A 25,474-nucleotide genomic window follows, 5' to 3' on the forward strand; every position below is an offset into this window, starting at 1 on the left:
GCTCGCGCGAGGCAGTTATTCGCCGCATGTGACGGCCCGTCGTTCCCCAGGCCCGCCGTGACACGGATCTCAGCGCACCTCAGCGGCCGCGCACGATCCTGCGCAGCTTCCCCACCCGCCCGGAGATCTCCCGCTCGGCGCCGTGCGTCGTCGGTTCGTAGTAGTCGACGCCGACGAGTTCGTCCGGCGGATACTGCTGCGGCAGGACGCCGTCCGGATGGTCGTGCGGGTACTTGTAGCCGACGGCGTTGCCGAGTTGCGCGGCGCCGGTGTAGTGGCCGTCCCGCAGATGCGGCGGCACGAGCCCCGACTTGCCGGCGGCGACGTCGGCCATCGCGGCGCCGAGCGCGGCGATGACGGCGCCCGACTTGGGTGCGGTCGCCAGGTGGATCGTGGCCTGCGCCAGCGCGAGTCGCGCCTCCGGCATCCCGATCAGCTGCACCGCCTGCGCGGCGGCGGTCGCAGTCTGGAGCGCCGTGGGGTCGGCCATGCCGATGTCCTCGCTGGCGTGCACGACGAGCCGGCGGGCGATGAACCGCGGATCCTCCCCCGCGGTGATCATCCGGGCCAGGTAGTGCAGCGCGGCGTCGACGTCCGAGCCACGGATCGACTTGATGAACGCACTGATGACGTCGTAGTGCTGGTCGCCGTCGCGGTCGTAGCGGACGGCGGCTTTGTCGACGCTGGATTCGACGGTCCCGAGATCAAGGAGCGCGGGACGCTCGTCGGTCCGGTCGAGGGCCGTCCCGGCAGCGGCCTCCAGGGCCGTCAGCGCCCGCCGTGCATCACCCGCCGCGAGCCGCACCAGGTGTTCGAGCGCGTCGTCGCCGATCTCGACGGACCCGGCCAGACCGCGCTCGTCGGCGCGGGCCCGTTCGATGACGAGACGAATGTCGTCCGCGGTCAGCGACTGCAGCTGCAGCACAAGCGACCGCGACAGCAACGGCGAGACCACCGAGAACGACGGGTTCTCGGTGGTTGCCGCGACGAGCAGCACGATGCGGTTCTCGACCGCGGCGAGTAACGCGTCCTGCTGGGTCTTGGAGAAGCGGTGGACCTCGTCGATGAACAACACGGTCTGCTCGCCCTGGAGTAGCCGACGGCGGGCCAGTTCGATGACGCCGCGCACCTCCTTGACGCCGGCCGACAGCGCGGACAGCGCCTCGAACTTGCGTCCGGTGGCACCGGAGATGAGCGATGCGAGGGTCGTCTTGCCGGTCCCGGGCGGGCCGTAGAGCAACACCGACGACGCGCCGGATCCCTCGACGAGGCGCCGCAGCGGCGCCCCCGGCGCCAGCAGGTGCTGCTGACCGACCACCTCGGACAGGGTGGCGGGCCGCATCCGGACCGCGAGCGGGGCGCCCGGGTTCGGCGTCGACGCCCGCGGGGGCACCGACGTGAGCGGCGCGGGCTCCGACTCGCCGGCCGGCGCCTCGAACAGTCCCGCCGCGCTACCGCCCGCGTCCGTGTCGCCGAAGAAATCAGTCACACCCCGACGCTACTAGCCGGCCCCGACGCGAACCCGCGCCGCACGCGACCGGGTCAGCGCCCGAACAGCGACGCGAAGAAGCCGGGCTTGGCCGGCTGCTCACACTTGCAGCGCTGCGCGGCGGGCACCGTGCGCATGACGCTGTCGACGTGCTGGCCGCAGCCTCCCCACGTGGTCTTGGAGCAGGTCTTGCAGGTAACGGGGTAGCACACGATGAATCTCCTCGGGAGTGGCTGACGGTTTCCTCAAGAATACCCCCAGGGGTATCCAATTCAATGTGCTCGTCCCCACAGTGGAGACGCGGTGCGAGCGGTGTGGGGTCAGCCTTCGGGCGCGTGCACCCGGATGCGATCGACGGGTCCGGACAGCTCGAGACGCCGGGCCAGGACCGGGTTGTCAGTCGCCTGACTCTCGTGACACGCGATAGCCGCGAGCTGCACGCCCCGATCGACCTCGACGTCGACCACACCGTCGCCGGTCAGGCCGCCGAAGCCCGCGTCGAACTCGGAGTTCAACGCGTCCGCCACGTCCGGCGCGACCCCCCACTCGAGCACGTGCAGTCCCTCGACCGCCGCGACCCGGAACGCCGCCGCCGTCGCCGCCCGGTGATCCGGGTGCCCGGTGACGCCACCGGACTCGAAGACCACGAGTGTCGACGCGGCCCCCAGCGTGTCGAGGACCACCGCGTCGAGCATGGCCGGATCCACCTCGTGCAGACCACCGTCGGGAAAGTCGCGCAGCTCGACGCCGCCGGCACCCAGGCGCTGCGCCGCCGTCGCCAGCTCGGCGCGGCGCACCTGCGCGAGGTCGACGCCCGCGCCGAGCGTGCTGGCCTCACCGCGAGTCAGGCACAGCACCCGCACGTCCGAGCCGGACGCGGCGAGCGCCGCGAGCACCGCCCCGAGACCGAAACTCTCGTCGTCGGGATGTGCCACCACCGCCAGCACCGAGCCCCGGGAGGCCACCTCACGCAACAGGGATTCTCCGGAGTTCGCGCCCACACGTACCACCCCTTCGTTGCGTTCCATCCCAGTCTCCCGGACCTGCGAGACGACCGGAGGCGATCCACCGAAAACCGAGTTCCACCAGCACTCCTTACGACGTATAGTTCACAGAGAACTGGGTCCTTACAACGTAAGGAGCAAGATGGAATCCGACGCCGGACACGACGACGCCGCCCGCACGATGGCGCGGCTGTGGGCGTCGCCGCCCCCGCGCGACGATCGCGCCGACCCCGACGACGGGGCGGCCTTGACACTCGAGACGATCGTGGATGCCGCGACCGCACTTGCCGACGAACACGGCACCGCGGCGGTCCCGCTGCGCGCGATCGGTGAACGCCTCGGTTGCACGGCGATGGCGCTGTACACGTACGTCGGTGGCAAGGACGAGTTGCTCGACGTCATGTACGACCGCGCGCACGCGGGCTTCACCGCCGAGACTCCGACGACGGTGACCGCATGGACGGAGCAGCTACTCGGCCTCTACGTCGCGCATCCGTGGATGCTCGACCTCGCGCACACACGCCCGGCGCTGGGACCGCACCAGCAGGAGGTCTTCGAATCGCTGTTGGGCACGCTGTTGCCCGCCGGCATCGCCCACCGTGACGTGGCGGCCATCGCATCGTCCGCGTTCTCGCTCACGGCCGCAGCGGCGCGGACGATCGTCGATGCCCGCCGGGCTGCGGGCGTCACCGGTTCGGACGACGAGCAATGGTGGGCCGAGCGCATGGACGCCCTGGCTACCGCAGCACCGGACTTCGCCGTCCGTTTCCCGCTCTCCACGGCACTGATGGACGCCGACGACCGCCGGAGCCCGACCGTCCCGGACCACCACCACACACCCGTGATGGAACGCGCCGCCCGGGAGAATCTGCGGAGGTCGGTCGAACTGCTGCTCGCGGGTGCCGCCCGGCCGCCGCGGCGCCAGTGACCGCTACTGGATGCGCTCGCGCAGGCGTGCCACGACGAGCGACGCGTGCTCGGTGATGACGTGGTTCCCCGACTGCTCGGCGAACGTCGCCAGGCTCTCCCACCGGGCGAGCAGGGCGTCGGCGCGCGGCGCGGACAGCTGATGTCCACGCACCGCGGCGATCCGCGTGTAGTCCTCCGGCAGGAACAGGAATGTGCTGAGCCAGACCCAGACGAGCTGGGCGTCGAGGACGCGCTCGGTGAGGTAGTCGTCGTCGGCGAGGGCCGGCCACATTCCGACGACCTCGGCGCGCCACGCCTCGGTCATCGCGCGGGCGCGCTCGTACGACAGGTCGATGCTGCACAGGCACGCCGGGAACGACACGAGCGCGTACGCGAGGTCCAGGGTGGCGTCGCGGAAACCGCCCCACTCGTAGTCGAGGAACCGGACACCCTCGCCGTTGACGATGATGTTGTCCGGGCACAGATCCGACGGGCTGAAGGCACGGAACCGGCCGCCGCCGAAAAGCTTTCCTGCGCGCGCCGCGATGTCGAGGACCTCCTGGGAGACGTCGATGCCGAGGAGCTCGGAGAGCAGGGTCGGTACCGTCTCGAGCGAGGCCGCGGCCTGTTCGGCGACCACGTCGCCGCAGTGCGCAACCTCGGCACGCCGCAGCAGTGCCGTGAAGTCCTCTTCGCGGCCGACGGTCGCGGCATGCATCCGCCCGAGGGCCTGCGCCATCGCCATCAGCGAGTTGGTGACGGTGTCGGGATCCGCGTTCTTGAGCAGGGACGCGAAGGGCGTCGAGTCGCCGAGGTCACCGAGCACGAGCAAACGCGCTTCGAAGTCGTAGGCCAGCAGCTCCGCCCCGGGGCGGCTCTCGGTCGCCAGCGCGGTCGCGAACTGGTACGAGACCGCTTCGCGAAGGAACGCGACGTCGACCGTCGAATGGTCCGGCACGTCGAAGTCGATGCGTTGCGCCGTGGCCTTCTTCGACGTCTCGCGGACCTGCTTGACCACGAGGGTCCGCGGAAGTGAGAACGGGTTCTCCGCGACGCGGACGCGGACAACGATGGTACGGCCGCTTCCCCCGAGGTCGACGGGGTCGACGAGACGGACCGGTGCGCCGGTCCGACGGGTGAGCAACTTCTCTGCTGCGGCAACGACCTCGGAGAGGGGTTCCGCCAATATTGCGGTCATCGGTCACCAACCTACCTGTACGAGCCCGTCAGGACCGGGCAATCGGGATCAGCGGCGCGCTGCGAAACCCGCTGACCTCGGCAAATCTCGTGTTGCAGCTCGGTCACGGGCCTTTTCTTTCCGCTGCAGCATCAGAACCGCCACCGCGGCGATCACGATGCCGGTGAGATTGACGCCGAGCTGAAGCGCCGACATGAGCGCCACGCGCCATTCCCCGACGGTCGCAGCCACCGCCACGAATCCCGCCGCCGGCACCGTCGTGACCGAGATGAACACCCCCACGAGGGCCGCCGACTTCGCGGACACGAGCGCGAGCATGCCGGCCGCACCCGCGAGCAGGGCGACGACCAACGACGCCGGGCCGACCTTGTAGATGAAGTCGACCTGGTGGACGTCGTGGATCGTCTCCAGGTTCACCCACCCGATCGCCTCGGCGAGCATGGTCGCACCGGCGGTGACGACGATCGCGAAGGGGAACCCGACGACGAGGGCGATCAGCGAGCGCCGGGCGAGACCGAACTTGCGGCGGGTCAGGGCCACGGCAAGCGCCGCGAGCGGACCGAACTCGGGTCCGACGACCATCGCGCCGACGATCGTGACGGGCGAATCGGTGACGATGCCCACCGCGGCCAGCAGACACGCGATGGTCAGGAACGCCAGGAACGTGACGTTGAGCGTGGATTCCTCCCGCGTGCGGGAGATCAGTTCCTCCCACACGACGGAATCGCTCGGGTCGCCGGGCGCCGCCCGCTCCGCGGCCCGGGCCGACTCCGACAGCACCGTCTCGATCGGGACGAGCGTGATCGCACCCGTGCGTTCGATGCCCAGCTCGTGGAGTTGGGTCAGGACCTCGTTGGCCGACTCGCGGGCGACATCGGCGTGGACGACGTCGCCCTCGGGCTCGACGGCGGAGCCCCGCGCCACAGTGATGTGCGTGGCGCCGGGCTCCTCATCGAGCAGTGCGAGCACCTCGTCGGTGCAATCCGCCGGACAGATCACCCGCAAGTGCAGCACGTGCCGCTCCCCCGTTTCTGTGCGGTCTCCCCGTCCGGGTCCGACCAGGTGTTACTCGGAGACTGCCGCCGGTTCCGGCTTGACGTCGATGCCCGACTCCTTGCGCTGCAGCTCCGTGATCGGCGCGGGGGCGTCGGTCAGCGGGTCCACGCCGCCACCCGACTTCGGGAACGCGATGACCTCACGGATCGAGTCGAGACCCGCGAGCAGCGCGGTGATGCGGTCCCAGCCGAACGCGATACCGCCGTGCGGCGGTGCGCCGAAGGCGAAGGCGTCGAGCAGGAAGCCGAACTTCTCCTCGGCCTCGTCGTGGGAGATGCCCATCACCTTGAAGACGCGTTCCTGGATGTCCTTGCGGTGGATACGGATGCTGCCGCCGCCGATCTCGTTGCCGTTGCAGACGATGTCGTAGGCGTAGGCCAGCGCCGAACCCGGATCGGTGTCGAACGTGTCGATCGACTCCGGCTTGGGCGACGTGAACGCGTGGTGCACCGCGGTCCACGCGCTGTAACCGAGGGCGACGTCACCGCTGGCGGTCGCGTCGGCGGTCGGCTCGAACAGCGGCGCGTCGACGATCCACACGAATTCCCACGCGTCGGGATCGATGAGGTTCTGCTTGCGGGCGATCTCGCCGCGGGCCGCACCGAGCAGCGCGCGCATCGCCTTGGTGGCGCCGGCGGCGAAGAAGATGCAGTCGCCGGGCTTCGCGCCGACGTGCGCGGCCAGGCCGTCACGCTCGGCGTCGGTGAGGTTCTTGGCGACCGGGCCGCCGAGGGTGCCGTCCTCGCCCACCAGGACGTAGGCGAGACCCTTCGCGCCGCGCTGCTTGGCCCATTCCTGCCACGCGTCGAGCTGCTTCCGGGGCTGGCTCGCGCCGCCCGGCATCACGACGGCGCCGACGTACTCGGCCTGGAACACACGGAAGGTCGTGTCCTTGAAGAAGTCCATGCACTCGACGAGCTCGATGCCGAAACGCAGGTCGGGCTTGTCGGAGCCGTATCGGCGCATCGCCTCGGCGTACGTCATGCGCGGGATCGGGGTGGTGATCTCGTGGCCGATGAGCCTCCACACCGCGTGCAGGATCTCCTCGGCCAACAGGATGACGTCCTCCTGGTTCACGAAGCTCATCTCGATGTCGAGCTGGGTGAACTCGGGCTGACGGTCGGCGCGGAAGTCCTCGTCGCGGTAGCAGCGGGCGATCTGGTAGTACCGCTCGATGCCGCCGACCATGAGGAGCTGCTTGAACAGCTGCGGGCTCTGCGGCAGCGCGTAGAAGCTGCCCGGCTGCAGGCGCGCGGGAACCAGGAAGTCGCGGGCGCCCTCGGGGGTGGAACGGGTGAGGGTCGGGGTCTCGACCTCGACGAACTCGTGGTGCGCGAGCACGGAGCGGGCCGCGGCGTTGACCTTGGAACGCAGCCGGATCGCGTGGCCCGGGACCTCGCGACGCAGGTCCAGGTAGCGGTACTTGAGGCGCGCTTCCTCGCCGACCTGGTCGTCGAGCTGGAACGGCAGCGGGGCGCTCTCGTTGAGCACCTCCAACTCCACCGCGTTGACCTCGATGGCGCCGGTCGGGATCTCGAAGTTCTGGTTGCCCTCGGGACGAACCTCGACCACGCCGGTGACCTTGACGCAGTACTCGGCGCGCAACCGGTGCGCCTGCTCGAGCACGTCACCCGCGCGGAAGACGACCTGGGAGACGCCGGACGCATCGCGGAGGTCGATGAAGATCACCCCGCCGTGATCGCGTCGCCGTGCCACCCAACCGGTGAGGGTGACGGTCTGCTCAGCGTGCTCGGGTCGTAGCGAGCCGGCCAGGTGGGTGCGCAGCACGGGAATCCTTTCACAAACTTCCAGCACAATGGTCGATGCGTGCGTCAAGCACGGTGTTCTGTCTGCTGCGATCCTACGGACGCACCGCGTGTTATCGGAAACGCGTCCCGAATTGCTGGAAGGGTGTAACGACCAGCACAGGCAGTTCGGGACAAGGGAGCGCTAGCGATGACGTTCAACGATGGTGCACACGTCGATCCGGGACGAGTGTCCGTCGGTGGTGGCGGCGGTGGCGGCAAGCTCGTGCTGGGCGGCGGCGCGGGCGGCCTCGTCGTCCTGCTCCTCGCGCTGCTCCTCGGCGGTGATCCCGGTTCGATCCTCGGCGGGCTCTCCGGGGCGACGGGAGCGCCGATCGACTCCGGGACCAGCGCCGTGAGTGGAGGCCTCGCCGCCAAGTGCAAGAACGCCGACGACGCCAACCGCGACGTCGACTGCCGCGTCGTGTACACCGTCGGCAGCCTCGACGACGTGTGGGGCACCCAACTGCCCGCCCAGACCCGCGTCGCGTACGAGGCGCCGCACGTGCGCCTGTTCTCGGGCGCGGTGAGCACCGGGTGCGGCAACGCGACCAGCGACGTCGGACCGTTCTACTGCCCCGCCGACTCGACGGCGTACTTCGACACCAGCTTCTTCCAGCTCCTCACCGACCGGTTCGGCGCCAACGACGGCGCGCTCGCGCAGGAGTACGTGGTCGCGCACGAGTTCGGTCACCACATCCAGAATCAGCTCGGGGACATCGGCCGAGCGCAGCAGGATCCGCGCGGGGCCACGTCCCAGGCGGTGCGCACCGAGTTGCAGGCGGACTGTTACGCCGGGATCTGGGCCCACTACGCGTCCTCCCAGCCCCGCCCGGACAGTGGTGTGCCGCTGCTGAATCCGCTCACCCAGGCCGACATCCGCGACGCGCTGTCGGCCGCGTCGGCCGTCGGTGACGACCGGATCCAGCGATCGGCCGGTGCGCGGGTCAACCCGGAGGGCTGGACGCACGGCTCGTCGGACCAGCGGCAGAAGTGGTTCCTCGCCGGCTACAACACCGGACAGGTCAGCGCCTGCGACACCTATTCGGCCCGCAATCTGGACAGTCCCGCCGGACGGCGCTGAACACTCGCGCATAGCCTGTCCGCAGGCGGTCACCGAGGACCGCCGCCGACACTTCCGGGGAGGCCACCTGTGGCGACCGTGCACCGCGAGCGCGCACTCGAGGCGCCCGGCGAGGTCGCCCTGCGCGACGGCCGCGTCGAGATGTCGTGGTCCGATGTCGACGCGGCGGTCAACCGCATTGCCAACGCGCTGCGGGCAATCGCGCTCGGGCCCGAACGCAGGGTCGCGGTGTTCGCCCGCAACAGCGCCGAGACGATCCTGGCGCACGCCGGGATCGTCCACGCGGGCTGCTCCCCGGTCCCGGCCAGCTACCACCTGACCGCCCCGGAACTCGCCTACGTCCTGGAGGATTCGCGGGCCGCGGCGCTGTTCGTCGGCCCGGAGAACGCCGTCGTCGGCGCCGAGGCCGCACGGCTCGCCGGGGTGCCGCTCGTGGTGGGCTGGCGCCGCCCGGACGACGACCCCACGGGCGGGATCACGCCGTGGGACGCGTGGCTCGCGGAGGCGTCTGCCGACGACCCGCCGTCCGACGTGCCGGCGCTGCCGTTCCTGTCGTACACGTCCGGCACCACCGGGACCCCCAAGGGTGTCAATGCCCTTGCGGGCAGCCCCGATCCGGGGGCGACGGTCGACGACTACGTGCGGTCGATGCGGTCGCTGCCGCTCGCGCAGTGGCCCGGACACCTGGTCGTGGGCCCGCTGCACCACACCGGTCCGCTCGCGGGCGTGCGCCTCGTCGCGTGCGGACGACCCGTGACGGTGCTCGAACGGTTCGACGCCGAGACCGTGCTCGCGACGATCGAACGGCACCGGATCGCGACGTCGCTCATGGTGCCGACGCATTTCCACCGCCTGCTGTCGCTGCCCGACGACGTCCGCGCCCGGTACGACGTGGGCTCGCTGAAGTTGGTCACCCACACCGGCGCGGCGTGCCCGCACGACGTGAAGCGCGCGATGATCGACTGGTTGGGCCCGGTGCTGTTCGACTCGTACGGCGGCAGCGAGTCCGGGCCGTTGTGCGGGATCTCGTCGGCCGAGTGGCTGACCCGGCCGGGCAGTGTCGGGCGGGTGCGACCGCCGTTCGTCCGCGCCGTCGCGGTGGACGCCGACGGCAACGAACTGCCGCCCGGCGCCGAGGGCAGGCTCGCGTTCGAGGAACGCGACGGCCGCGCGGTCGCCTATCTCGGTGCCGCGCAGAAGACGTCGGAGGCGTTGATCCGGCCGGGCCTGTTCTCGCTCGGCGACGTCGGCTACGTCGACGAAGACGGCTTCGTGTTCATCACCGACCGCGAGACCGACATGATCATCTCGGGCGGCGTGAACATCTATCCGGCGGAGATCGAGCACGCCCTCGTCACCCACCCGGACGTGACGGACGTCGCGGTCATCGGTGTGCCCGACGAGGACATGGGTGAATCCGTCCTGGCGCTCGTGGTCCCCCGCTCACCCGACCACCCGCCCACCGTCGCCGACCTCGTCGAGCACTGCCGCACCACGCTCGCCGGCTACAAGGTGCCACGTGCCATCGAGTTCCGTGACGATCTGGGCCGCAGCACCATGGGCAAGATCAGCAAGCGCGTCCTGCGGGCACCGTTCTGGACGGCCCACTGACGCGATCAGTCGGGCTCGTCGTCCGCGCCGGGGCCGGACTCGGCTTCCTCCTCGTGGACGAGCTCGTACCTGTGCCCGTAGGTTTCGACGATTGCCTGGATCACCGCCACCACCGGCACCGAGACCAGCGCGCCGATCGCCCCGAACAGCGAGGCCCCGACGATCACCGACCCGAACGCGACCGCGGGATGGATCGACACCGTGCGGGACGTGATTCGCGGATGGAGGATGTAGTTCTCGATCTGCTGGTACGCAGTCCCGAACAGCACCACCCACACGCCGTCGAGGGGGTGCGCCGCCGCCGCGATGATCGCCGGCAGCGCGATCGCGAGATACGTGCCGAGGGTGGGGATGAACTGGGAGACGATGCCGGTCCAGATGGCGAGCGGTAGCCAGTACGGGACCCCGATCGCCAGGAAGAAGATTCCCGTGCCGACGGCACTGAATGCCGCGAGGATGACCCGGGATACGACGTATCCGCCCGCCTTCTCGACCGATATCTCCCATACCGTCGCGATGATCTTCTGTTGCCGCGCCGGGAACCAGCTCGAGATGGTGCGGCGCAGTTGCGGCCCCTGCGCCGACATGTAGAAGACGAACAACAGCACCGTCGCCGCCTGGAACACCACTCCGACGAGGGTCGACACCACGCCGAGAACACCCGGAGTGTACCGCTCTGCGAGGTCCCGGATGGTCTCGGGCGTGACTTTGATCAGGTCCTTGCCGGTGGCGAACTCGGTGCCGAAGGTGCGATTGGCCCACTCGGTCACGCGAGTGAGGGCGTCCGGCAGCGCGCCCAGCAACTGCGCGAGCTGCTCGGCGAGCAGCGCGCCGAAGATCGCGATGAACCCGATCGCGAAGACGATCGTCCCGACCAGCACCAATCCGGTTCCCGCACCGCGGCGCATCCCGGCTCGTTCGAGGCGGTCGACGACCGGCTCGATGGTGACGCTCGCCAGCCACGCGAGGAACAGCACGCCGAGGAAGCCGCGGATGTTGTGGAACAGCCAGCCCGCCATCTGATAGGCCGCGACCGCGAGCAGGACGTACACGATCACGACCCGTAGCGAGCGCAGATTCGCCTTGTGGTTGTCGGCGGTCGACGCCGGCTCGTCCGAACCGATGTTCGAGTCGTCGGCCATCGCACCCTCCGCCCCGTGACGATTGCTGCCCTACCGCGGGAACCTACCCGCCGCACCGGGATTCGGCGGAGGTTCCCCGGCCCGAGAATCCGTCCGGCCGGGCCCTGGACGTACACCGCCGTGTGCGGTATAGATAAATTATCTAACTGATTAACGGCCGAGGAGGGTTCCCATGACCGAGGCGTACATCGTCGACGCAGTCCGCACACCCGTCGGGAAGAAGAACGGCGCGCTGTCGTCGATCCACCCGATCGATCTGGGCGCGACCATCATCCGAGCCGCGATGGGCCGCGTGGACCTCGATCCGGCAGCAGTCGACGACGTCGTCTTCGGCTGTGTCGACGCGATCGGCGGCCAGGCCGGAAACATCGCGCGGACATCGTGGCTCGCGGCCGGACTCCCCGAGGAGGTGCCCGGCACGACCGTCGACCGACAGTGCGGGTCGAGTCAGCAGGCCCTACATTTCGCGGCGCAGGCGGTGATGAGCGGAACCGCCGATCTGATCCTCGCCGGCGGCGTGCAGAACATGAGCCGGATCCCGATCTCCGCGGCGATGACCGTGGGCCGCGAGTTCGGATTCGACGACCCGTTGTCGGGATCGACGGAGTGGGCGCGCCGCTACGGCGACCAGGAGGTGTCGCAGTTCCATGGCGCCGAGCTGATCGCCGAGAAATGGGGCATCAGCCGGGAGGACATGGAACGCTGGGCGCTTCGCAGCCACGACCGGGCGCACGCCGCGATCGCGGAGGGGCGGTTCGCCCAGGAGATCGTCCCGGTCGGCGACGTCACGGTCGACGAGGGCCCGCGCGAGACGAGCCTCGAGGCGATGTCACGCCTCCAGCCGCTGCGGCCCGGAGGACGGCTCACCGCCGCGCTGGCGAGCCAGATCTGCGACGGCGCCAGCGCGGTGCTGGTCGCGTCGGAATCGGCGGTCAAGGCCCACAATCTGGTTCCGCGGGCCCGGATCCATCACATGAGCGTCCGCGGCGCCGATCCGATCTTCATGCTCAGCGCGCCCATCCCCGCGACGGAGTACGCCCTGCGGAAGACCGGCATGACCATCGACGACTTCGACGCGATCGAGATCAACGAGGCGTTCGCGTCGGTGGTGCTGTCCTGGCTGGCCGAGACCGGCGCCGACCCCGCCAAGGTCAACGTCAACGGAGGCGGCATCGCCCTCGGACACCCGCTGGGCGCCACGGGAACCAAGCTGTTCGCGACCCTGCTGAACGAGCTCGAGCGGACCGGCGGGCGGTACGGGCTGCAGACGATGTGCGAGGGCGGCGGCACCGCGAACGTGCTCATCGTCGAACGGCTGGGCTGACCTCGCTCAGAACAGTGTGGGGTCCGGCGCTGCACCGGCCCCGACGAGCTCACCGTGCGGGGCGGCCGGGGTGTCCCGGTGCTCGGAACGGCCTCCCAGCCCGTACTTCTCGACCATCGGCTCGACCCGCGCCTTGAGCCACGCCTTGTACTCCGGGGTGACGTACGCACCCCGGCCGTACAGCTGCCGGTACCGCCGCACCAGCGCCGGATGTTCGGACGCAAGCCAATTCAGGAACCATCCGCGGGTGCTCCCGCGCAGGTGCATCGGGAAGATCGTCACGCCGGTGGCCCCGGCCTCCGCGATCGCGGACAGCAGGCCGTCGAGGTGCGCCGTCGAGTCGGTGAGGTACGGAATGACCGGCGCGACCATGACATTGCACGGCAGACCGGCGTCGGTGACGGACCGGATCAGCTCGAGGCGCGCCTTCGGGGACGGGGTACCTGGCTCGACCGCCTTCTGCAGATCGGGATCGTGGATCGCGAGCGACACCCCGATGCCGACCGACACCTGCTCGGCCGCCTGCCGCAGCAGCGGCAGATCCCGGTGCAGCAGAGTGCCCTTGGTGAGGATCGAGAAGGGGGTGCGCGATTCCGCGAGCGCACCGATGATCGCGGGCATCAGCCGGTAGCGCCCCTCGGCGCGCTGGTACGGGTCGGTGTTGGTGCCGAGCGCGACGTGCTCGCGCTTCCACGAGCGCCGCGCCAGTTCCTTCCGCAGCACGGCGGCGACGTTCATCTTCACCACGACCTGGGTGTCGAAGTCGCTCCCGGAGTCGAGGTCCAGGTACTCGTGCGTGGGCCGCGCGAAACAGTATCGGCACGCGTGCGTGCATCCACGAAAGGTGTTGACCGTGAAGCGGAACGGCAGCGCCGATTCCTCCGGCACCTTGTTCAGCGCACTCTTGCACAGCACCTCGTGGAACGTGATCCCGTCGAACTCCGGCGTCCGGACGCTGCGCATGAGCCCGGCTCGTTCCAGCCCCGGGAGCGCGTCGTCGTCCGCGTCGAGCGTCTGCCCCTGCCACCTCATGACGACAGTCGAACACGCGTGCGAACCGGTGTCAACAGAAGTGTCGAATTCGTGTTCGAACGGTGCGCGCGCAGCGTCGGCCCGTCGGCCTGACAGAATCTGGCCCATGACCAGAAAGAACATCTCGTCCGGTTCCGAGTGGGAGCCCAAGATCGGCTACTCGCGCGCGGTGCGCATCGGCAACCAGATCGCCGTGTCCGGCACGACGTCGCCCGGCGCCACGCTCGAGGAGCAGACCCGCGGCGCGCTGGCGACCATCGCGGCCTCCCTGACCGAGGCCGGCGCGTCGCTGACCGACGTCATCCGCACCCGGATGTACCTGCGGGACATGTCGAAGTGGGAGGAGGCCGCCCTCGCGCACGGTGAGGTGTTCGGCGAAATCCGCCCGGCCACCACCATTCTCGAGGTGAGCGCTCTCATCGACTCCGACCTGCTGATCGAGATCGAGGCCGACGCCGTCGTCGCCGACTGACCGCCGACGGCACCCGGGCCGCCCGCCGAGCGTCGCTCGGAGGGCGGCCCGTGCCTTTCGACGACGAGTATCCGTGCGTCAGAACATGAACACGCCGCGCGCCGCGAGCCACGGGATCGGGTCGGTCTTGATGCCGCCGGGCAGGTCGACCTCGAAGTGCAGGTGCGGGCCGGTCGAGTTGCCGCGGTTGCCCACGTTCGCGATGCGCTGACCGGCGGAGACCCGCTGCCCCACCGAGACGAAGTTGACGTCGTTGTGGCCGTAGGTGGTGACGGTGCCGTCGTTGTGGCGGATCCGGATCCACAGACCGAATCCCGCTGCGGGGCCGGCGTTGATGACGGTGCCGTCGGCCGCGGCCAGGATCGGCGCACCCATCGGAGCGGCGATGTCGATGCCCTGGTGTCCGCCACCGAAGCGCGTGGTGATGGGGCCGGACGCGGGCCTGACCACGCCGCCCAGCCCGAGGCTGCCGAGGGGCAGTCCGGAGCTCGATCCGAAATCGAGGCTCTGCAGGCTCCGCACGGCACCGTTCACGCTCTCCACCACCCCGGCGGCGTCGTTCAAGAACTGCGCAACCTCGGCCGACCCGATCGCCGGGAGCGCAGGCTGCGCCGCCGCGGTCGATCCGGAACCGATCGCGAGTGCGCCCGTCAAACCCGCAGCCGACACGACACCGGCGACCACGCGCCGGATTCCCAACTGCCACTTCGAACGTCCCATTCCCACACCCTTTCGTCGAGCGTTTGATCGGTTCGGTGGAACCGACTCGGACAAAACTCGTTACGAATCCTCGAGACGAAGAACTCCCATACCCGGACGGCGCTCGCAACTCGAACGGCGCGGAGAACGACTCCGCCGACGACCCCGCTGGGCCGAGAGCAACGTCTCGACCTGCGCGTTTCCGGCGGCACGGCGCCCGAACGACGGACGGGAACAATATTTGCCGAACCGCTCGCCGCGTCCCGCCGAGAGGGACGCGCCCCGCGCCGGGATCGCCGCCGTCCCGTGCGACCGGGACGCAGGTGGTGGGAACGGCATGCGTGCGGATCCGCCTTTCGAGGTGGACGGTGGCGATCTGGCACACCACCCCATCTACTATCTACGTACGTAGACCGTAACAACGCGATCGGACGTCCGTGGCCGGATTTCCACCCGCGCTTCGTGCGGCATCCGGGGCAAACCCGGCGTCGTATCCTGAGGAGCGACGATATCGGGAGGCAAGCGTGCGTGTTCGCGGATTCGGCGAGCTCGAAGCCGTCGTAATGGATCGGCTCTGGAGCCGGGACGGCGCCGCGACGGTCCGACAGGTGTTCGACGAGCTCGCCCAGGAACGCGACATCGCCTACACCACCGTGATGTCGACGATGGACAACCTGCACCGCAAGGGCTGGCTCGAACGCGAACGCGTCGGCAAGGCGTTCAGCTACTGGCCCACCCTCACCCGGGAACAGCACACCGCCCGCCTGATGCGGGACGCATTCGACGACGGCGGCCGGTCCGATCTGGTGCTCACCCACTTCATCGAGCAGATGAGCGAGGAGGAGTCCGCGAGCCTCCGGATCGCCCTCGAGCGGTTGACCCCGCCCGGGGACGGTCGATGAGTGCGGCACTCTGCCTGCTCACGTACGCGGCGGTCGTCGCCGCCGCCGCGCCGCGCGTGCTGATCCGGCTGACCCGCCGGGGCAACGCTCCCCGGCTGGGCGTCGTCGCATGGATCGTCGCGATCGGCTCGGTCGGGGCATCCGCGGTCGCCGCGACGACCGTCGCCGTGGTCGACCTCGCCCGCTCGCCCTCCAGACCGGGCACGTCACTGATGCATGCGTGCGAGCAGCTCGCGCGCATCCTCGTCGGGGAACACTCCGACCCCACCTCGCAGTACGCGGCCGCCGCGCTCGTGACCGCCGCCGTCGCCGTCACTGCGCTCACGGGAGTCCGGCTCGCCCGGCACCTGTCCGCGAGCCGCCGCAGCACCCACGGCCACGCCCGCACCGCCCGCCTCGTCGGCCGTCCGCTCGTGGGGCACGACGCCGTCGTGCTGGATGCGCCGCAACGCGCCGCCTACTGCGTCGCCGGCCGGCCGAATGCGATCGTCGTGACCAGCGCGGCCCTCGACGCGCTCGACGACGGACAACTCGAAGCGGTTCTCGCGCACGAGCGCGCCCACCTCACCGGTCGGCACCCACAGGTGCTCGCCGTCGTCCGGGCGCTCGCCGACACCGTCCCGCGATCGACGTTGTTGCGCACCGGCGCAACGGAAATCGCACGTCTGCTCGAGATGTGCGCCGACGATCGGGCGATGCGGACCCACAGCCCGCGTGCCCTGCTGCGCGGACTGATCGCGCTCACCGGACCCGCCCCCTCCGCCGCACTCGGCGCCGGCAACGTCGCAGTCCTCGACCGCGCCGGACGACTCGCATCTCCGCCGCGTGCACTCGACCGCGCGCGTACCCGCGCCCTCCTCACGGCCGCCATCGCGACGCTGGCCGGCCTTCCGCTCGCGGCGGCGGCCCTCATGCTCGCCGGCCGAATGCTGTGCATCACCGCACTCGTGTGAACCGCTCGTGACCGGGCACTCCGGGACGACGCGGACACCTTCGAACCGAATCTACTAACCTACTACGTAGATACGTAGTTTCTCGGCGCCGGCACGAGCGCGCCCACCCCGAAAGACGAGAGAACCCGATGCCCCGATTCCGTAGTGCCGCAATGCCCGTCATCGCCGCTGCCGCGCTGGTGGTCGGCGGCTGCGCGAGCGAGACGCAGTCCGAGGCGGAGGTCACGACGCCGCCGATCGATCCGCGCCGCGCGACGATCTCACTCACCCCCGAACTCGACCACCTGCACGGCCTGCACGTCGACGCCGACGGAGTGGTCCTGGCCGGGACGCACTCGGGCCTGCTCGCACTCGCCCGGTCCGGGAACACCACCCGTGTGGGCACGTCCGACGACGACCTGATGGGGCTCACCGGCGTGTCGGGCACCGACACGCTGTTCTCGTCCGGCCATCCCGGCCCGTCGAGCGAAGCACCCGACCCGCTGGGGCTGGCCCGCAGCTCTGACGGCGGCGTGACGTGGGAGCCGCGCTCGCTCGTCGGCGAGGTCGACTTCCACGCCCTCGCCACGGACGGCGAGATCCTCGTCGGGTTCGACACGTCGTCGGGACTGCGGGTCTCCACCGACGACGGCTCCACCTGGGCACCCGGCGCGGAACTGGCCGCGTCGGCGTTGGCGGTCAACGACGTCGGGGTGTGGGCGACCGGCCCCGACGGACTCCTCGTCAGTACCGACGACGCGGCGACGTTCACGCCCGTTGCCGGCGCGCCACGCCTGGGTCTGATCGCCGCCGGCCGCGACGGGTCGCTGTGGGGCATCGACGTAGACGGCAATGCGTGGCGAAGCCGCGACGGCCGCGCGTGGGAGGAGTTCACCCGCGTCGGCGCAGTCGAGGCGCTGACCGCGCTCGACTACGAGACCGCCTACGCAGCCACCGCCCAGGAACTGCACACGCTGCGCTGACCGATCCCCGCCCGCACGCCCTACGGAACGTAGAAGACCGCGAAGCCCGGGGTGATCGTTCCTGCCGCGGACATGACGGACACGACGACCTGCCCGGTGCCCGTGTCCAGGGCAGCCTCGGCCGGGACTCCGCCGAGCCCGTCCGACAGTCGGGCGGCGCCGGACGCCCCGGTCGACAGGTTCAGCCAGCGCACCTCGGACGAGAGCAGGCATCCCCACCGGCCTTCCTTGCCGCCGGTGATCGTCGCCGTGCCGGGCTGTTCGCCCACCACGGCCGTACAACGGACTGCGGGGGCGTCGAAGCTGCCGTTCGGGTTCCCGAACGGCGCCGGATCGATCTGGAACGGAACGGTCACCGCCGCGGAAGCGACGGCCACCGGCGCCAGGACCGAACCGGCCACGACAGCCGCGCAGACGGCCAGTCGGCGAACGACATTCATCACGGCGACCTCCTATAGTCCGACGACGGCCGCTACGGTGTCGCGATCCCGTCGATGATCGATTGGACCACGGCGCCGTACCGCCGGACGAGGTTCTCGGTGTCGATCGCCTCGGCCGGCAGCAGCCCGACCGTACGGATACCGCTCGCCAGACCGAGCAGGACCGCGACGACCATCTGCGTGGGCAACTTGTCGTCGGACGTGTCGCCGATCTTGCCCGCGATCCCGCGGATGTACCGCTCCCGCGCGTCGGCCTGCGCGGACTCCCGGTCGGGCGCCTCGTGGATCAGCAGGGGCATCATCACCCACGGCTCCGACTCGTCGGCGTCACGCCGTTCGACGATGTTGCGCACCAGGCGGTAGCCCGGCGCCTCGTCCTCGCAGACGTGCGGATCGTCGGCCGCCGACGGCAGCGTCGGCGCCGCGGCCTTGTACAACTCGGCCTTGCTCCCCATCATCTTCATCACCATCGCCGGCGAGTAGCCGGCCAGTTCCGCGACGTCCTTGATCGTCGTCGCCGTGTAACCGCGCTCGGCGAACAGCCGACGGGCGGCGTCGATGATGTTGTCCCGCGTGGACTTTCCGCTCACTGCGCCCACCATAGTCACGACGCGGTCTCGACCCGGGCCTCGGCCGCGGTCTCGACCACGGTCGACACCCGGACCGACCGCGACATCCGCGGAATGAACCATGCGACGGCGGCCGCGAGCAGGGCCATGCCGCACGCGACCGCGAACACCGTCCGGAACGCGTCGAGCGTCGGCAGGTGCACGCCCGCGATATCTATCGTCATCGCGGTCAGGACGGCGGTCACCACGGCACTCGACGTCGAGGTACCGATCGACCGCAGCAGCGAGTTGAGCCCGTTCGACGCGGCGGTCTCGGTGATGGGCACCGACTGCATGATCAGGATCGGCATGGCCGAGTAGGTGATCGCGGTACCGACGTTGACCACCATCGCGCCGAGGATGATCAGCGCGATCGACCCGTTGAACGAGAACCGGATGACGTACGCGGCCGCCAGGATGAGCGCGCCGGTGATGAGCGTGATGCGCGCGCCGAAACGAGTGGTGATCTTCGCCGACAGCGGTGAGAAGACGACCATCGACAGCCCCGCGGGCACCATGCACAGCCCGGCGGTCAGCACGCTGAGCTCGAATCCGTAGCCGGTGCTCTTGGGCATCTGCAACTGCTGCGTGGTCGCGAGCATGTTCGCGAACATCGCGAATCCGACGATCATCGACGCGATGTTCGTCAGCAGGACCGGACGCCGCGCCGAGGTGCGCAGATTCACCATGGGGTCGGTGACCCTCAGCTGGTAGGGAATCCAGATCGCGAGCACCACCGCCGCGAGCACGAAGCACCCGACGGTGCGCCCGCTGCCCCAGCCCCACGACCCGCCCTTCGAGATGCCCAGCAGCAGTGCGGTGAGCGCGACGGACAGGATGATCGCACCGAGGAAGTCGAAACGCCCCGGTGTGCGGACCTTCGATTCCGGGACCACGAGGGCGACCGCCGTGAGCAGCAGGGCGCCGGCCGCCGCCGAGATCCAGAAGATCGCGTGCCACCCGAGGTGGGCGTAGATGACGCCGGCGAGCGGCAGCCCCAAGGCGCTGCCCATACCGAGTGTCGCGCTCATCAGCGCGGTCGCCGCCGGAACCTTCTCCCGCGGCAGCTCGTCACGCAGGATTCCGATTCCCACCGCGATGAGCGACGACGCGAACCCCTGCATGCCGCGCCCGATGAGCACAGTCACGAAGGTGCCGCCGATCGCGGCGAGCAGCGAGCCGCTCACCATCACCGTCATCGACACGAGCATCATCCGCTTCTTGCCGACCATGTCCGCGAGGCGCGAGACGATCGGGGTGGCCACCGCCGCGGTGAGCAGCGTGATCGTGACCAGCCAGAACGCGTTGTCGGCACTGATGTCGAGGATGTGGCGCAGGTCCGGAAGCAGCGGGACCACCAGCGTCTGCTGCAGCGAGACGAGTGTTCCGCAGAGACACAGCACCGCGGTGATCAGGGCACTGGACCGACTCGGACCGGCCTGCTCCCGAGGAAGAGCGGTGGTGCTGGGGCGTGCTGCCAATGGATCATCTCCGAACGTGCGGGCGCGGCGGCCGGCCGTCGACGGACGGCCTCCGGAACAACCACGGTGAATGGGCGTTCACCGTGGAGTGAACACCCATTCACCGCGCGCGGGCAAATCGCCGTCCCACTCCCAGGGAGATGTGATCGAGTCGTCAGCGGCGCGTGAACTCGCCCGCGTCGGCCCACCGGCGGCGCTCGTCGGCGAACGCGAGTGCCTGCGTTGCCCGGAACGCCCCGATCGACGCCTCGTTGTCCGCGAGGAACTCCTCGTGGTCCGCCAACGAGAAGCTGCCGTCGGCGATCTCGATCCCGCCGGGCCCGCGGCCGGCCGCGAGATCGGCCCGCAGCTCGAGCAGTTCGTCCGGCTCCACCGGGTACCAGGAAATCCGATCGAAGCAGCGCAACAGCCACGGCGTCCCGTCCTCGAACGGCCCCGACGACTGCGGATGGCGGTGGTTCCACACCTGCGTCGTGCGGCCGACGAACTGGTAGCCGCCCGGCCCCTCCATGCCGTAGATGCACAGGTACGCGCCGCCGATGCCCACCGCGTTCTCCGGCGTCCAGGTGCGGGCCGGGTTGTACTTGGTGGTCACCAGGCGGTGCCGCGGGTCGAGCGGGGTGGCCACCGGCGCACCCAGGTAGACATCGCCCAACCCGAGGACCATGTAGTCGGCACCGAAGACCGTGTCGAAGACGTCGTTCACCGAGTCCAGGCCGTTCATCCGGCGGATGAACTCGATGTTCCACGGGCACCACGGCGCGTCGGCGCGGACACCGTGCATGTACCGCGCGATGGCCTCGCGGGTGGCCGGGTCGTCCCACGACAGCGGCATCCGCACCGTCCGGCTGGGCACCACCAGTTCGTTCGCGGCGGGTATTCCGTCCTCGGCCTCGGCGAGGAGCCCGAGCAGCGTCGGCACCGGCAGGACGTCGGGGTCGACCCGCACCTGCAACGACCGGACGCCGGGCGTCAGGTCGAGCAGACCGTCGGGCCGCTCCGCGGCGAGCCGCCGGTGCAGTGCGTGCACGCGGGCCCGCAGCGCCAGGTCGAGGGTCATGTCGCCGTACTCGACGAGGACGTTGTCGTCACCCGAGCGGCGATAGGTGACCGCGGTGTCCCCGTCCCGGCGGGCGATGACGCCGTCGTCGCCGTCTCCGCCGGTCGAGAGCACCGCCGGGAGCGACGCGCGCCGTCCCGTCCCGAGCTCACGCTTCGACGCCGCCCGCGCGGACCGCACCGGCACGAACCGCACCGTGTTGCCGGGCGCGAGCTGACCGAGCTTCCACCGGTCGGAGGCGACGACCGTCACCGGACACACGAACCCACCGAGGCTGGGCCCGTCGGGTCCCAGCAGGATCGGGGTGTCGCCCGTGAAGTCCAGCGCGCCGACCGAGTACGCGTTGTCGTGGATGTTCGACGGATGCAGCCCCGCCTCGCCGCCGTCGGGACGGGCCCAGTCCGGTCTGGGGCCGGTGAGCCGCACGCCGGTGCGGTCGGAGTTGAAGTGCACCTCGTAGTCGGTGCGGTTCAGCGTGTCGATGTCGGTGCGGGTGAAGAACTCCGGGGCGCCGTGCGGACCCTCGGTCACCGCGATCTCCCAGCGGTCCGACAGCGCCGGAACCGCGTCGGACGGGACCGGTCCCGCCACCGCCGGTGCGTCACCGAGCGCCAGCACGTCACCCTCACGGAGGGCGCGCCCGTCGAGGCCGCCGAATCGACCGAGCGTGAACGTCGAAGCGCTGCCGAGGAACTCGGGGACGTCGAGTCCGCCCGCGACGAGCACGTAGATCCGCAGCCCCGGGCCCGACACCGCGCCGACGTCGAGCGCTCCCCCGGCGGGGACGCGGACCGGGCGCCACTGCGGGACGACGGCGCCGTCGACGGTGACCCGGGTGGGTGCCCCGGTGACGCACACGGCGGTGGGCCCGTCGAAGCGCAGCGCCGGTCCGGCCATGAGGGCCTCGAATCCCGCCGCGCCCTCCGGGTTTCCGAGGGCGACGTTGCCGAGGCGGAACGACAGGTCGTCCATCGGCCCCGACGGCGGCACCCCGATCTGCCAGTACCCGGTCCGGCCCGGGTAGTCCTGGACGGTGGTGGCCATGCCCGGGCGCAGGACGGTGCACTTGGCGGTCACGGTCGCACCTCCCTCGGCCGGGTGACGATCATGCGGACGGCGGTGGGGTCGAAGCCGTTGCACGGGTTGTTGATCTGCGGGCAGTTCGACACCAGCACCAGTGCATCGACTTCGGCGCGCAGCGCCAGCCGCTTGCCCGGTGCGGACAGCCCGTCGACGATGCCGAGCGCGCCGTCCGGGTCGACGGGGACGTTCATGAAGAAGTTGATGTTCGAGACCAGATCACGCTTGCCGAGACCCCAGCGCGCGCCCTCGGCCAGGAAGTTCTCCACGCACGCGTGCTGGTGCCTGGTGTGGTGCCCGTACCGCAGCGTGTTCGATTCCTGCGAGCAGGCGCCGCCGACGGTGTCGTGGTTGCCGACCTCGTCGGCGACGATCGTCATGAGCGGGTCACCGTCGTCGCAGCGCAGCACGCTGCCGGTGGTCAGGAACAGGTTGCGCTGCCCCACGACCGTCGCGGCCGTGGAGTAGCGCCGGGAGTGGTCGCCGGCGGCGTAGATCAGCGTGTCGACGGCCTGGTTGCCGCACAGATCCACGATGGTCAGGACGTCGCCGGCGGCGACGACCGCAGACCAGGGGCCGCGCGGGGCCACGGTCTCGTCGAGGACGACCTCGCCCGAGACGAGGGCCGGGTCGTGGGCGGCGGGAGGCAGGGTGGTCATCGCGCATCCTTTCCTTCGAGCAGTGCGGCGCCGTGCAACGCGGCCCAGGCGTCCTCGGTGTTGAGGACGGCCCGGCGGTACTCGGGATCGCCGGCGGGGAGAGTGTCGAGTTCGTCGGGCGCGGACCACGCGAGCACCTCGAGCGAGGTCGTCGCGAAGTCCGGGGCCGGGTCGAGTGGGTGGGCGGTGTTGGCGATCAGCACGATCACCGGCAGGTGCAGCAGCAGGTCCACGTACACGCCCGCTCCGGCGGTTCCGGTGCTGGTCAGAGCCCCGTCCGGCGCGACCCGTACGCCGTGGAAGAACGACGGCGACGGCGGCAGGTCCCGCGGCTGCAGGTCGTGCTTCGCGCCGGCAACGGTGAACAGCGCACGGCCTGCGGGCGACGCCGAGTGCGGTGCCCCGGCCCCGTACTTCTCCAGGTTCGCGGCCACACTCGTGGTCCCGCACAGCGCGTCGTGGTGACCCGAGGTGTCGGCGACGACGGTGGCCAGGACGCGGCCGGCGTCGGAGAGCAGCGGGTGCCCGATGCCCAGATAGGCCTGCCAGGGGACCTTGACGGTGTCGGCGACGTTGAGGCGCTCCCACGGCGCGTCGGCGCGGTGCAGAAGCAGGTTCGCGCACGCGTTGCCGTCCAGGTCGCGCAGCCGCAGTCGGGTGCCACGGTCCAGCACCTTCGAGGTGTAGCGGCCGCCGGGAACCGTTTCTGCCCAGACGAGCCGGTCGGCGACGACGCCCGCAGGCGGGGTCGGCCAGGTTGCGGCGGGTACCACCGGCATCGCGTCGGTTCCTGTTCCTGCCTGCGCCCGGGCATGCGCTCGGGCGGTCCCGGTCGTGGAGGTGTCGGTCGACGGGTCGGCCAGCTTGCTGGTGGTCACATCAGGCTCCAATCGTGACGGGGTTCGGGATGCGCTCGGCGCGGGACGAGTAGCAGGCGGCACCGGCGAGGACCACGGCGAGGACAGTGAGCGGGGCGGCCCACTGGAGAATCGGGTATTCGCCTGTGGGATTGAAGATCTCGGCACGCGGCCAGGACAGGTTCACGACCATGAGAGCCCCGTATGCGACGGCGGCGACGTTGACCGGGATCGCGAACACGCCGAGCGAGAACAGCTTTCGCCCGTCAGCGTCGACACCGGGTCCGCCCGACGGCCGTGCGGACAGGCGCCGCACCAACAGAGGCACCGTCACCATGAGGTACGCCAGGTAGATCAGCACGATGCACACGCTCGATAGGGTCGCGAATATCGCCGAGTTTCCGACGTTGACCGCGAGGACACCGATGCAGAGCAGGCCGATCAGCACGCTCGGCGCGATGGGAGTCCCCGTGCGGCGGTTGACCCGGGAGAGCATCTCGCTCGCGGGCAGTCGGCCGTCGCGGGCCATCGAGAACATCAGTCGCGACGCCGCGGTCTGGATCGCGAGCGTGCAGACGAACACCGCGATCGCGACGTCGACGAGCAGAACGGTCCCCCACGGCGAACCGAGGATCGAGGTCAGCACGTACGGCAGACCCTCGGTGGCCAGGCGGCCGTCGGTGAGGCTGGGGGCCGCCATCAGCGCCCCGACGATCATCAGACCGCCGCCGAGCGCCGAGACCGACAGCGCGAGCCGGATCGTCCGTGGCGCCACCTGGCGCGGGTTGTGGGTCTCCTCGGCGAGTTCACCGGCGGAGCCGAAGCCGACCATGACGTACGCGGCCATCAGACCCGACACGATCCAGGCCCAGATGTAGCCGGGCTGCGAACCGGCGACCCCAGTGTCGAACACCACCTCGGGACCACGCTGCGCATGGGTGAGGAACATGCCGATCACCGCGACCACACCCACGATCTCGCAGGTGACGCCGATGCTGTTGATCCGCGACATCCAGTTGACGCCGATGCAGTTGATGGTGGTGGTCGCCACCAACAGGATCGAGCCGAGCAGGACGGCGTTGGCAGCGCCGCTCGGTGACGTCAGCGCCGGATCGTCGCCGATCACCTGGAATCCGCTCCAGATCGACGGCAGCACCACCTGGAGGGCGATCGCCGCGGCGGCAGCGGTGACGATCTGCGCGATGATCATGAACCAACCCGCGAACCAGCCGACGATCTCGCCGCCCAGGCGGCGCGACCACTGGTAGATGGCGCCGGAGATCGGATAGCGGGCCGCCAGTTCGGCGAAGCACAGCGCCACCATGAACTGCCCGAGGAAGACGACGGGCCAGGTCCAGAAGAACGCCGGACCCGCGAAACCGAAACCCAGACCGAACAATTGGAAGATCGTGGTGAGAATGGAGACGAACGAGAAGCCGGCCGCGAACGAGCCGAACTTCCCGAGGGAGCGGTGCAACTGCTGTTCGTAGCCGAACTCGGCCAGGTCGCCCCGGTCGTTCGACGCCGTCGTCACGGTGGCCGTCATGAACCCTCCTGCGGGAGATGGAGATCGTCACCTTCCGGGGAATCCCGGGGCACTGGTTTCTGTCAGTCGATAGTTTTCCGAGCGGAACGACACGCCCGATG

General features: G+C 70.0%; 23 protein-coding genes and 1 pseudogene. 8 read left to right on the forward strand and 16 right to left on the reverse strand.

Annotated features, from left to right (window positions below):
* Positions 1 to 79 precede the first annotated feature (79 nt).
* The 3 genes from ABI214_RS03095 to ABI214_RS03105 form a co-directional block, all read right to left on the reverse strand.
* Complete coding sequence (locus ABI214_RS03095) at positions 80 to 1,489, reverse strand: replication-associated recombination protein A (protein ID WP_348606031.1); 1,410 nt, start codon at positions 1,487 to 1,489, stop codon at positions 80 to 82.
* Positions 1,490 to 1,542: 53 nt separating this feature from the next.
* Positions 1,543 to 1,701 carry a hypothetical protein gene (locus tag ABI214_RS03100; protein ID WP_280760717.1) on the reverse strand — a complete coding sequence of 53 codons (159 nt, stop codon included), beginning with the start codon at positions 1,699 to 1,701 and terminating at the stop codon, positions 1,543 to 1,545.
* 108 nt (positions 1,702 to 1,809) lie between these two features.
* The gene (locus tag ABI214_RS03105) at positions 1,810 to 2,517 is read right to left on the reverse strand and encodes a PIG-L family deacetylase (protein WP_348606034.1); all 708 of its coding nucleotides are present in this window, start codon (positions 2,515 to 2,517) and stop codon (positions 1,810 to 1,812) included.
* 118 nt (positions 2,518 to 2,635) lie between these two features.
* On the opposite strand from ABI214_RS03105, the gene ABI214_RS03110 reads away from it, so the two are divergent.
* Entirely contained in the window at positions 2,636 to 3,421 is a 786-nt protein-coding gene (locus ABI214_RS03110) for a TetR/AcrR family transcriptional regulator (RefSeq protein WP_348606036.1), read from the forward strand.
* 3 nt (positions 3,422 to 3,424) lie between these two features.
* Here ABI214_RS03110 and ABI214_RS03115 read toward each other — a convergent pair whose 3' ends face one another.
* From ABI214_RS03115 to aspS, 3 genes are read right to left on the reverse strand one after another with little or no spacing between them, the layout of a single operon-like run.
* Positions 3,425 to 4,600, reverse strand: a complete 1,176-nt coding sequence (locus tag ABI214_RS03115) for a kinase (protein ID WP_348606038.1) — start codon at positions 4,598 to 4,600, stop codon at positions 3,425 to 3,427.
* A 48-nt stretch (positions 4,601 to 4,648) separates the two neighbouring features.
* Positions 4,649 to 5,614, reverse strand: a complete 966-nt coding sequence (locus tag ABI214_RS03120) for a DUF389 domain-containing protein (RefSeq protein WP_348606040.1) — start codon at positions 5,612 to 5,614, stop codon at positions 4,649 to 4,651.
* Positions 5,615 to 5,665: 51 nt separating this feature from the next.
* Entirely contained in the window at positions 5,666 to 7,444 is a 1,779-nt protein-coding gene (aspS, locus tag ABI214_RS03125; RefSeq protein WP_348606042.1) for an aspartate--tRNA ligase, read from the reverse strand.
* 168 nt (positions 7,445 to 7,612) lie between these two features.
* Here aspS and ypfJ point away from each other — a divergent pair, with 168 nt between their 5' ends.
* Together ypfJ and ABI214_RS03135 are read left to right on the forward strand one after the other, a co-directional pair.
* A complete protein-coding gene (gene ypfJ, locus ABI214_RS03130; RefSeq protein WP_348606044.1) occupies positions 7,613 to 8,545 on the forward strand; it encodes a KPN_02809 family neutral zinc metallopeptidase in 933 nt (310 codons plus the stop codon).
* Positions 8,546 to 8,614: 69 nt separating this feature from the next.
* Positions 8,615 to 10,156 carry an AMP-binding protein gene (locus ABI214_RS03135; protein ID WP_348606046.1) on the forward strand — a complete coding sequence of 514 codons (1,542 nt, stop codon included), beginning with the start codon at positions 8,615 to 8,617 and terminating at the stop codon, positions 10,154 to 10,156.
* Between the two features lie 5 nt (positions 10,157 to 10,161).
* Here the strand turns inward: ABI214_RS03135 and ABI214_RS03140 are convergent, their stop codons facing one another.
* Positions 10,162 to 11,280: an AI-2E family transporter gene (locus tag ABI214_RS03140; protein WP_408586793.1), complete on the reverse strand. Its 1,119-nt coding sequence runs from the start codon at positions 11,278 to 11,280 to the stop codon at positions 10,162 to 10,164.
* Positions 11,281 to 11,470: 190 nt separating this feature from the next.
* Here ABI214_RS03140 and ABI214_RS03145 point away from each other — a divergent pair, with 190 nt between their 5' ends.
* On the forward strand, positions 11,471 to 12,622 hold the full coding sequence (locus ABI214_RS03145) for an acetyl-CoA C-acetyltransferase (protein WP_348606050.1): 1,152 nt from the start codon (positions 11,471 to 11,473) through the stop codon (positions 12,620 to 12,622).
* A gap of 6 nt (positions 12,623 to 12,628) precedes the next feature.
* Here the strand turns inward: ABI214_RS03145 and ABI214_RS03150 are convergent, their stop codons facing one another.
* Entirely contained in the window at positions 12,629 to 13,654 is a 1,026-nt protein-coding gene (locus ABI214_RS03150; protein ID WP_348606052.1) for an Rv2578c family radical SAM protein, read from the reverse strand.
* 106 nt (positions 13,655 to 13,760) lie between these two features.
* On the opposite strand from ABI214_RS03150, the gene ABI214_RS03155 reads away from it, so the two are divergent.
* Complete coding sequence (locus tag ABI214_RS03155) at positions 13,761 to 14,126, forward strand: RidA family protein (protein WP_348606054.1); 366 nt, start codon at positions 13,761 to 13,763, stop codon at positions 14,124 to 14,126.
* A gap of 78 nt (positions 14,127 to 14,204) precedes the next feature.
* On the opposite strand, the pseudogene ABI214_RS03160 reads toward ABI214_RS03155, so the two are convergent.
* Positions 14,205 to 14,573, reverse strand: a pseudogene (locus ABI214_RS03160) (M23 family metallopeptidase); the annotation flags it as partial.
* Between the two features lie 776 nt (positions 14,574 to 15,349).
* Here ABI214_RS03160 and ABI214_RS03165 point away from each other — a divergent pair.
* From ABI214_RS03165 to ABI214_RS03175, 3 genes are all read left to right on the forward strand, one after another.
* Positions 15,350 to 15,727, forward strand: a complete 378-nt coding sequence (locus ABI214_RS03165) for a BlaI/MecI/CopY family transcriptional regulator (protein ID WP_348606056.1) — start codon at positions 15,350 to 15,352, stop codon at positions 15,725 to 15,727.
* Positions 15,724 to 16,680: a M56 family metallopeptidase gene (locus ABI214_RS03170; RefSeq protein ID WP_348606058.1), complete on the forward strand. Its 957-nt coding sequence runs from the start codon at positions 15,724 to 15,726 to the stop codon at positions 16,678 to 16,680. The genes ABI214_RS03165 and ABI214_RS03170 overlap by 4 nt, the downstream gene beginning before the upstream one ends.
* A 128-nt stretch (positions 16,681 to 16,808) precedes the next feature.
* A complete protein-coding gene (locus ABI214_RS03175; RefSeq protein ID WP_348606060.1) occupies positions 16,809 to 17,642 on the forward strand; it encodes a F510_1955 family glycosylhydrolase in 834 nt (277 codons plus the stop codon).
* A 20-nt stretch (positions 17,643 to 17,662) separates the two neighbouring features.
* On the opposite strand, the gene ABI214_RS03180 is transcribed toward ABI214_RS03175, so the two are convergent.
* The 7 genes from ABI214_RS03180 to ABI214_RS03210 form a co-directional block, all read right to left on the reverse strand.
* Positions 17,663 to 18,082 (reverse strand): hypothetical protein, encoded by a 420-nt coding sequence (locus ABI214_RS03180; protein WP_348611226.1) that lies wholly within the window; start codon positions 18,080 to 18,082, stop codon positions 17,663 to 17,665.
* A 32-nt stretch (positions 18,083 to 18,114) separates the two neighbouring features.
* Positions 18,115 to 18,672, reverse strand: coding sequence for a TetR/AcrR family transcriptional regulator (locus ABI214_RS03185; RefSeq protein WP_348606062.1), 558 nt, complete (start codon positions 18,670 to 18,672; stop codon positions 18,115 to 18,117).
* A 14-nt stretch (positions 18,673 to 18,686) separates the two neighbouring features.
* A complete protein-coding gene (locus ABI214_RS03190; RefSeq protein ID WP_348606064.1) occupies positions 18,687 to 20,171 on the reverse strand; it encodes an MFS transporter in 1,485 nt (494 codons plus the stop codon).
* A gap of 154 nt (positions 20,172 to 20,325) precedes the next feature.
* Positions 20,326 to 22,308: a 5-oxoprolinase/urea amidolyase family protein gene (locus tag ABI214_RS03195; protein WP_348606066.1), complete on the reverse strand. Its 1,983-nt coding sequence runs from the start codon at positions 22,306 to 22,308 to the stop codon at positions 20,326 to 20,328.
* On the reverse strand, positions 22,305 to 22,970 hold the full coding sequence (locus ABI214_RS03200) for an urea amidolyase associated protein UAAP2 (protein WP_348606068.1): 666 nt from the start codon (positions 22,968 to 22,970) through the stop codon (positions 22,305 to 22,307). Before ABI214_RS03200 ends, ABI214_RS03195 begins: the two co-directional genes overlap by 4 nt.
* A complete protein-coding gene (locus ABI214_RS03205) occupies positions 22,967 to 23,848 on the reverse strand; it encodes an urea amidolyase associated protein UAAP1 (RefSeq protein ID WP_348606070.1) in 882 nt (293 codons plus the stop codon). Before ABI214_RS03205 ends, ABI214_RS03200 begins: the two co-directional genes overlap by 4 nt.
* A 1-nt stretch (position 23,849) precedes the next feature.
* Positions 23,850 to 25,373 carry an amino acid permease gene (locus ABI214_RS03210; RefSeq protein WP_348606072.1) on the reverse strand — a complete coding sequence of 508 codons (1,524 nt, stop codon included), beginning with the start codon at positions 25,371 to 25,373 and terminating at the stop codon, positions 23,850 to 23,852.
* Positions 25,374 to 25,474 lie beyond the last annotated feature (101 nt).

This window comes from Prescottella soli (assembly GCF_040024445.1).
GTDB classification, from domain to species: Bacteria; Actinomycetota; Actinomycetes; order Mycobacteriales; family Mycobacteriaceae; genus Prescottella; species Prescottella soli.

Excerpts from the sequence above, each read along its gene's own strand:
- ABI214_RS03175 (WP_348606060.1), top strand. The coding sequence starts at position 16,809 with ATGCCCCGATTCCGTAGTGCCGCAATGCCCGTCATCGCCGCTGCCGCG.
- ABI214_RS03200 (WP_348606068.1), bottom strand. The coding sequence starts at position 22,970 with ATGACCACCCTGCCTCCCGCCGCCCACGACCCGGCCCTCGTCTCGGGC.
- ABI214_RS03170 (WP_348606058.1), top strand. The coding sequence starts at position 15,724 with ATGAGTGCGGCACTCTGCCTGCTCACGTACGCGGCGGTCGTCGCCGCC.
- ABI214_RS03210 (WP_348606072.1), bottom strand. The coding sequence starts at position 25,373 with ATGACGGCCACCGTGACGACGGCGTCGAACGACCGGGGCGACCTGGCC.
- ABI214_RS03115 (WP_348606038.1), bottom strand. The coding sequence starts at position 4,600 with ATGACCGCAATATTGGCGGAACCCCTCTCCGAGGTCGTTGCCGCAGCA.
- ABI214_RS03105 (WP_348606034.1), bottom strand. The coding sequence starts at position 2,517 with ATGGAACGCAACGAAGGGGTGGTACGTGTGGGCGCGAACTCCGGAGAA.
- ABI214_RS03155 (WP_348606054.1), top strand. The coding sequence starts at position 13,761 with ATGACCAGAAAGAACATCTCGTCCGGTTCCGAGTGGGAGCCCAAGATC.
- ABI214_RS03180 (WP_348611226.1), bottom strand. The coding sequence starts at position 18,082 with ATGAATGTCGTTCGCCGACTGGCCGTCTGCGCGGCTGTCGTGGCCGGT.
- ABI214_RS03150 (WP_348606052.1), bottom strand. The coding sequence starts at position 13,654 with ATGAGGTGGCAGGGGCAGACGCTCGACGCGGACGACGACGCGCTCCCG.
- ABI214_RS03145 (WP_348606050.1), top strand. The coding sequence starts at position 11,471 with ATGACCGAGGCGTACATCGTCGACGCAGTCCGCACACCCGTCGGGAAG.
- ABI214_RS03110 (WP_348606036.1), top strand. The coding sequence starts at position 2,636 with ATGGAATCCGACGCCGGACACGACGACGCCGCCCGCACGATGGCGCGG.
- ypfJ (WP_348606044.1), top strand. The coding sequence starts at position 7,613 with ATGACGTTCAACGATGGTGCACACGTCGATCCGGGACGAGTGTCCGTC.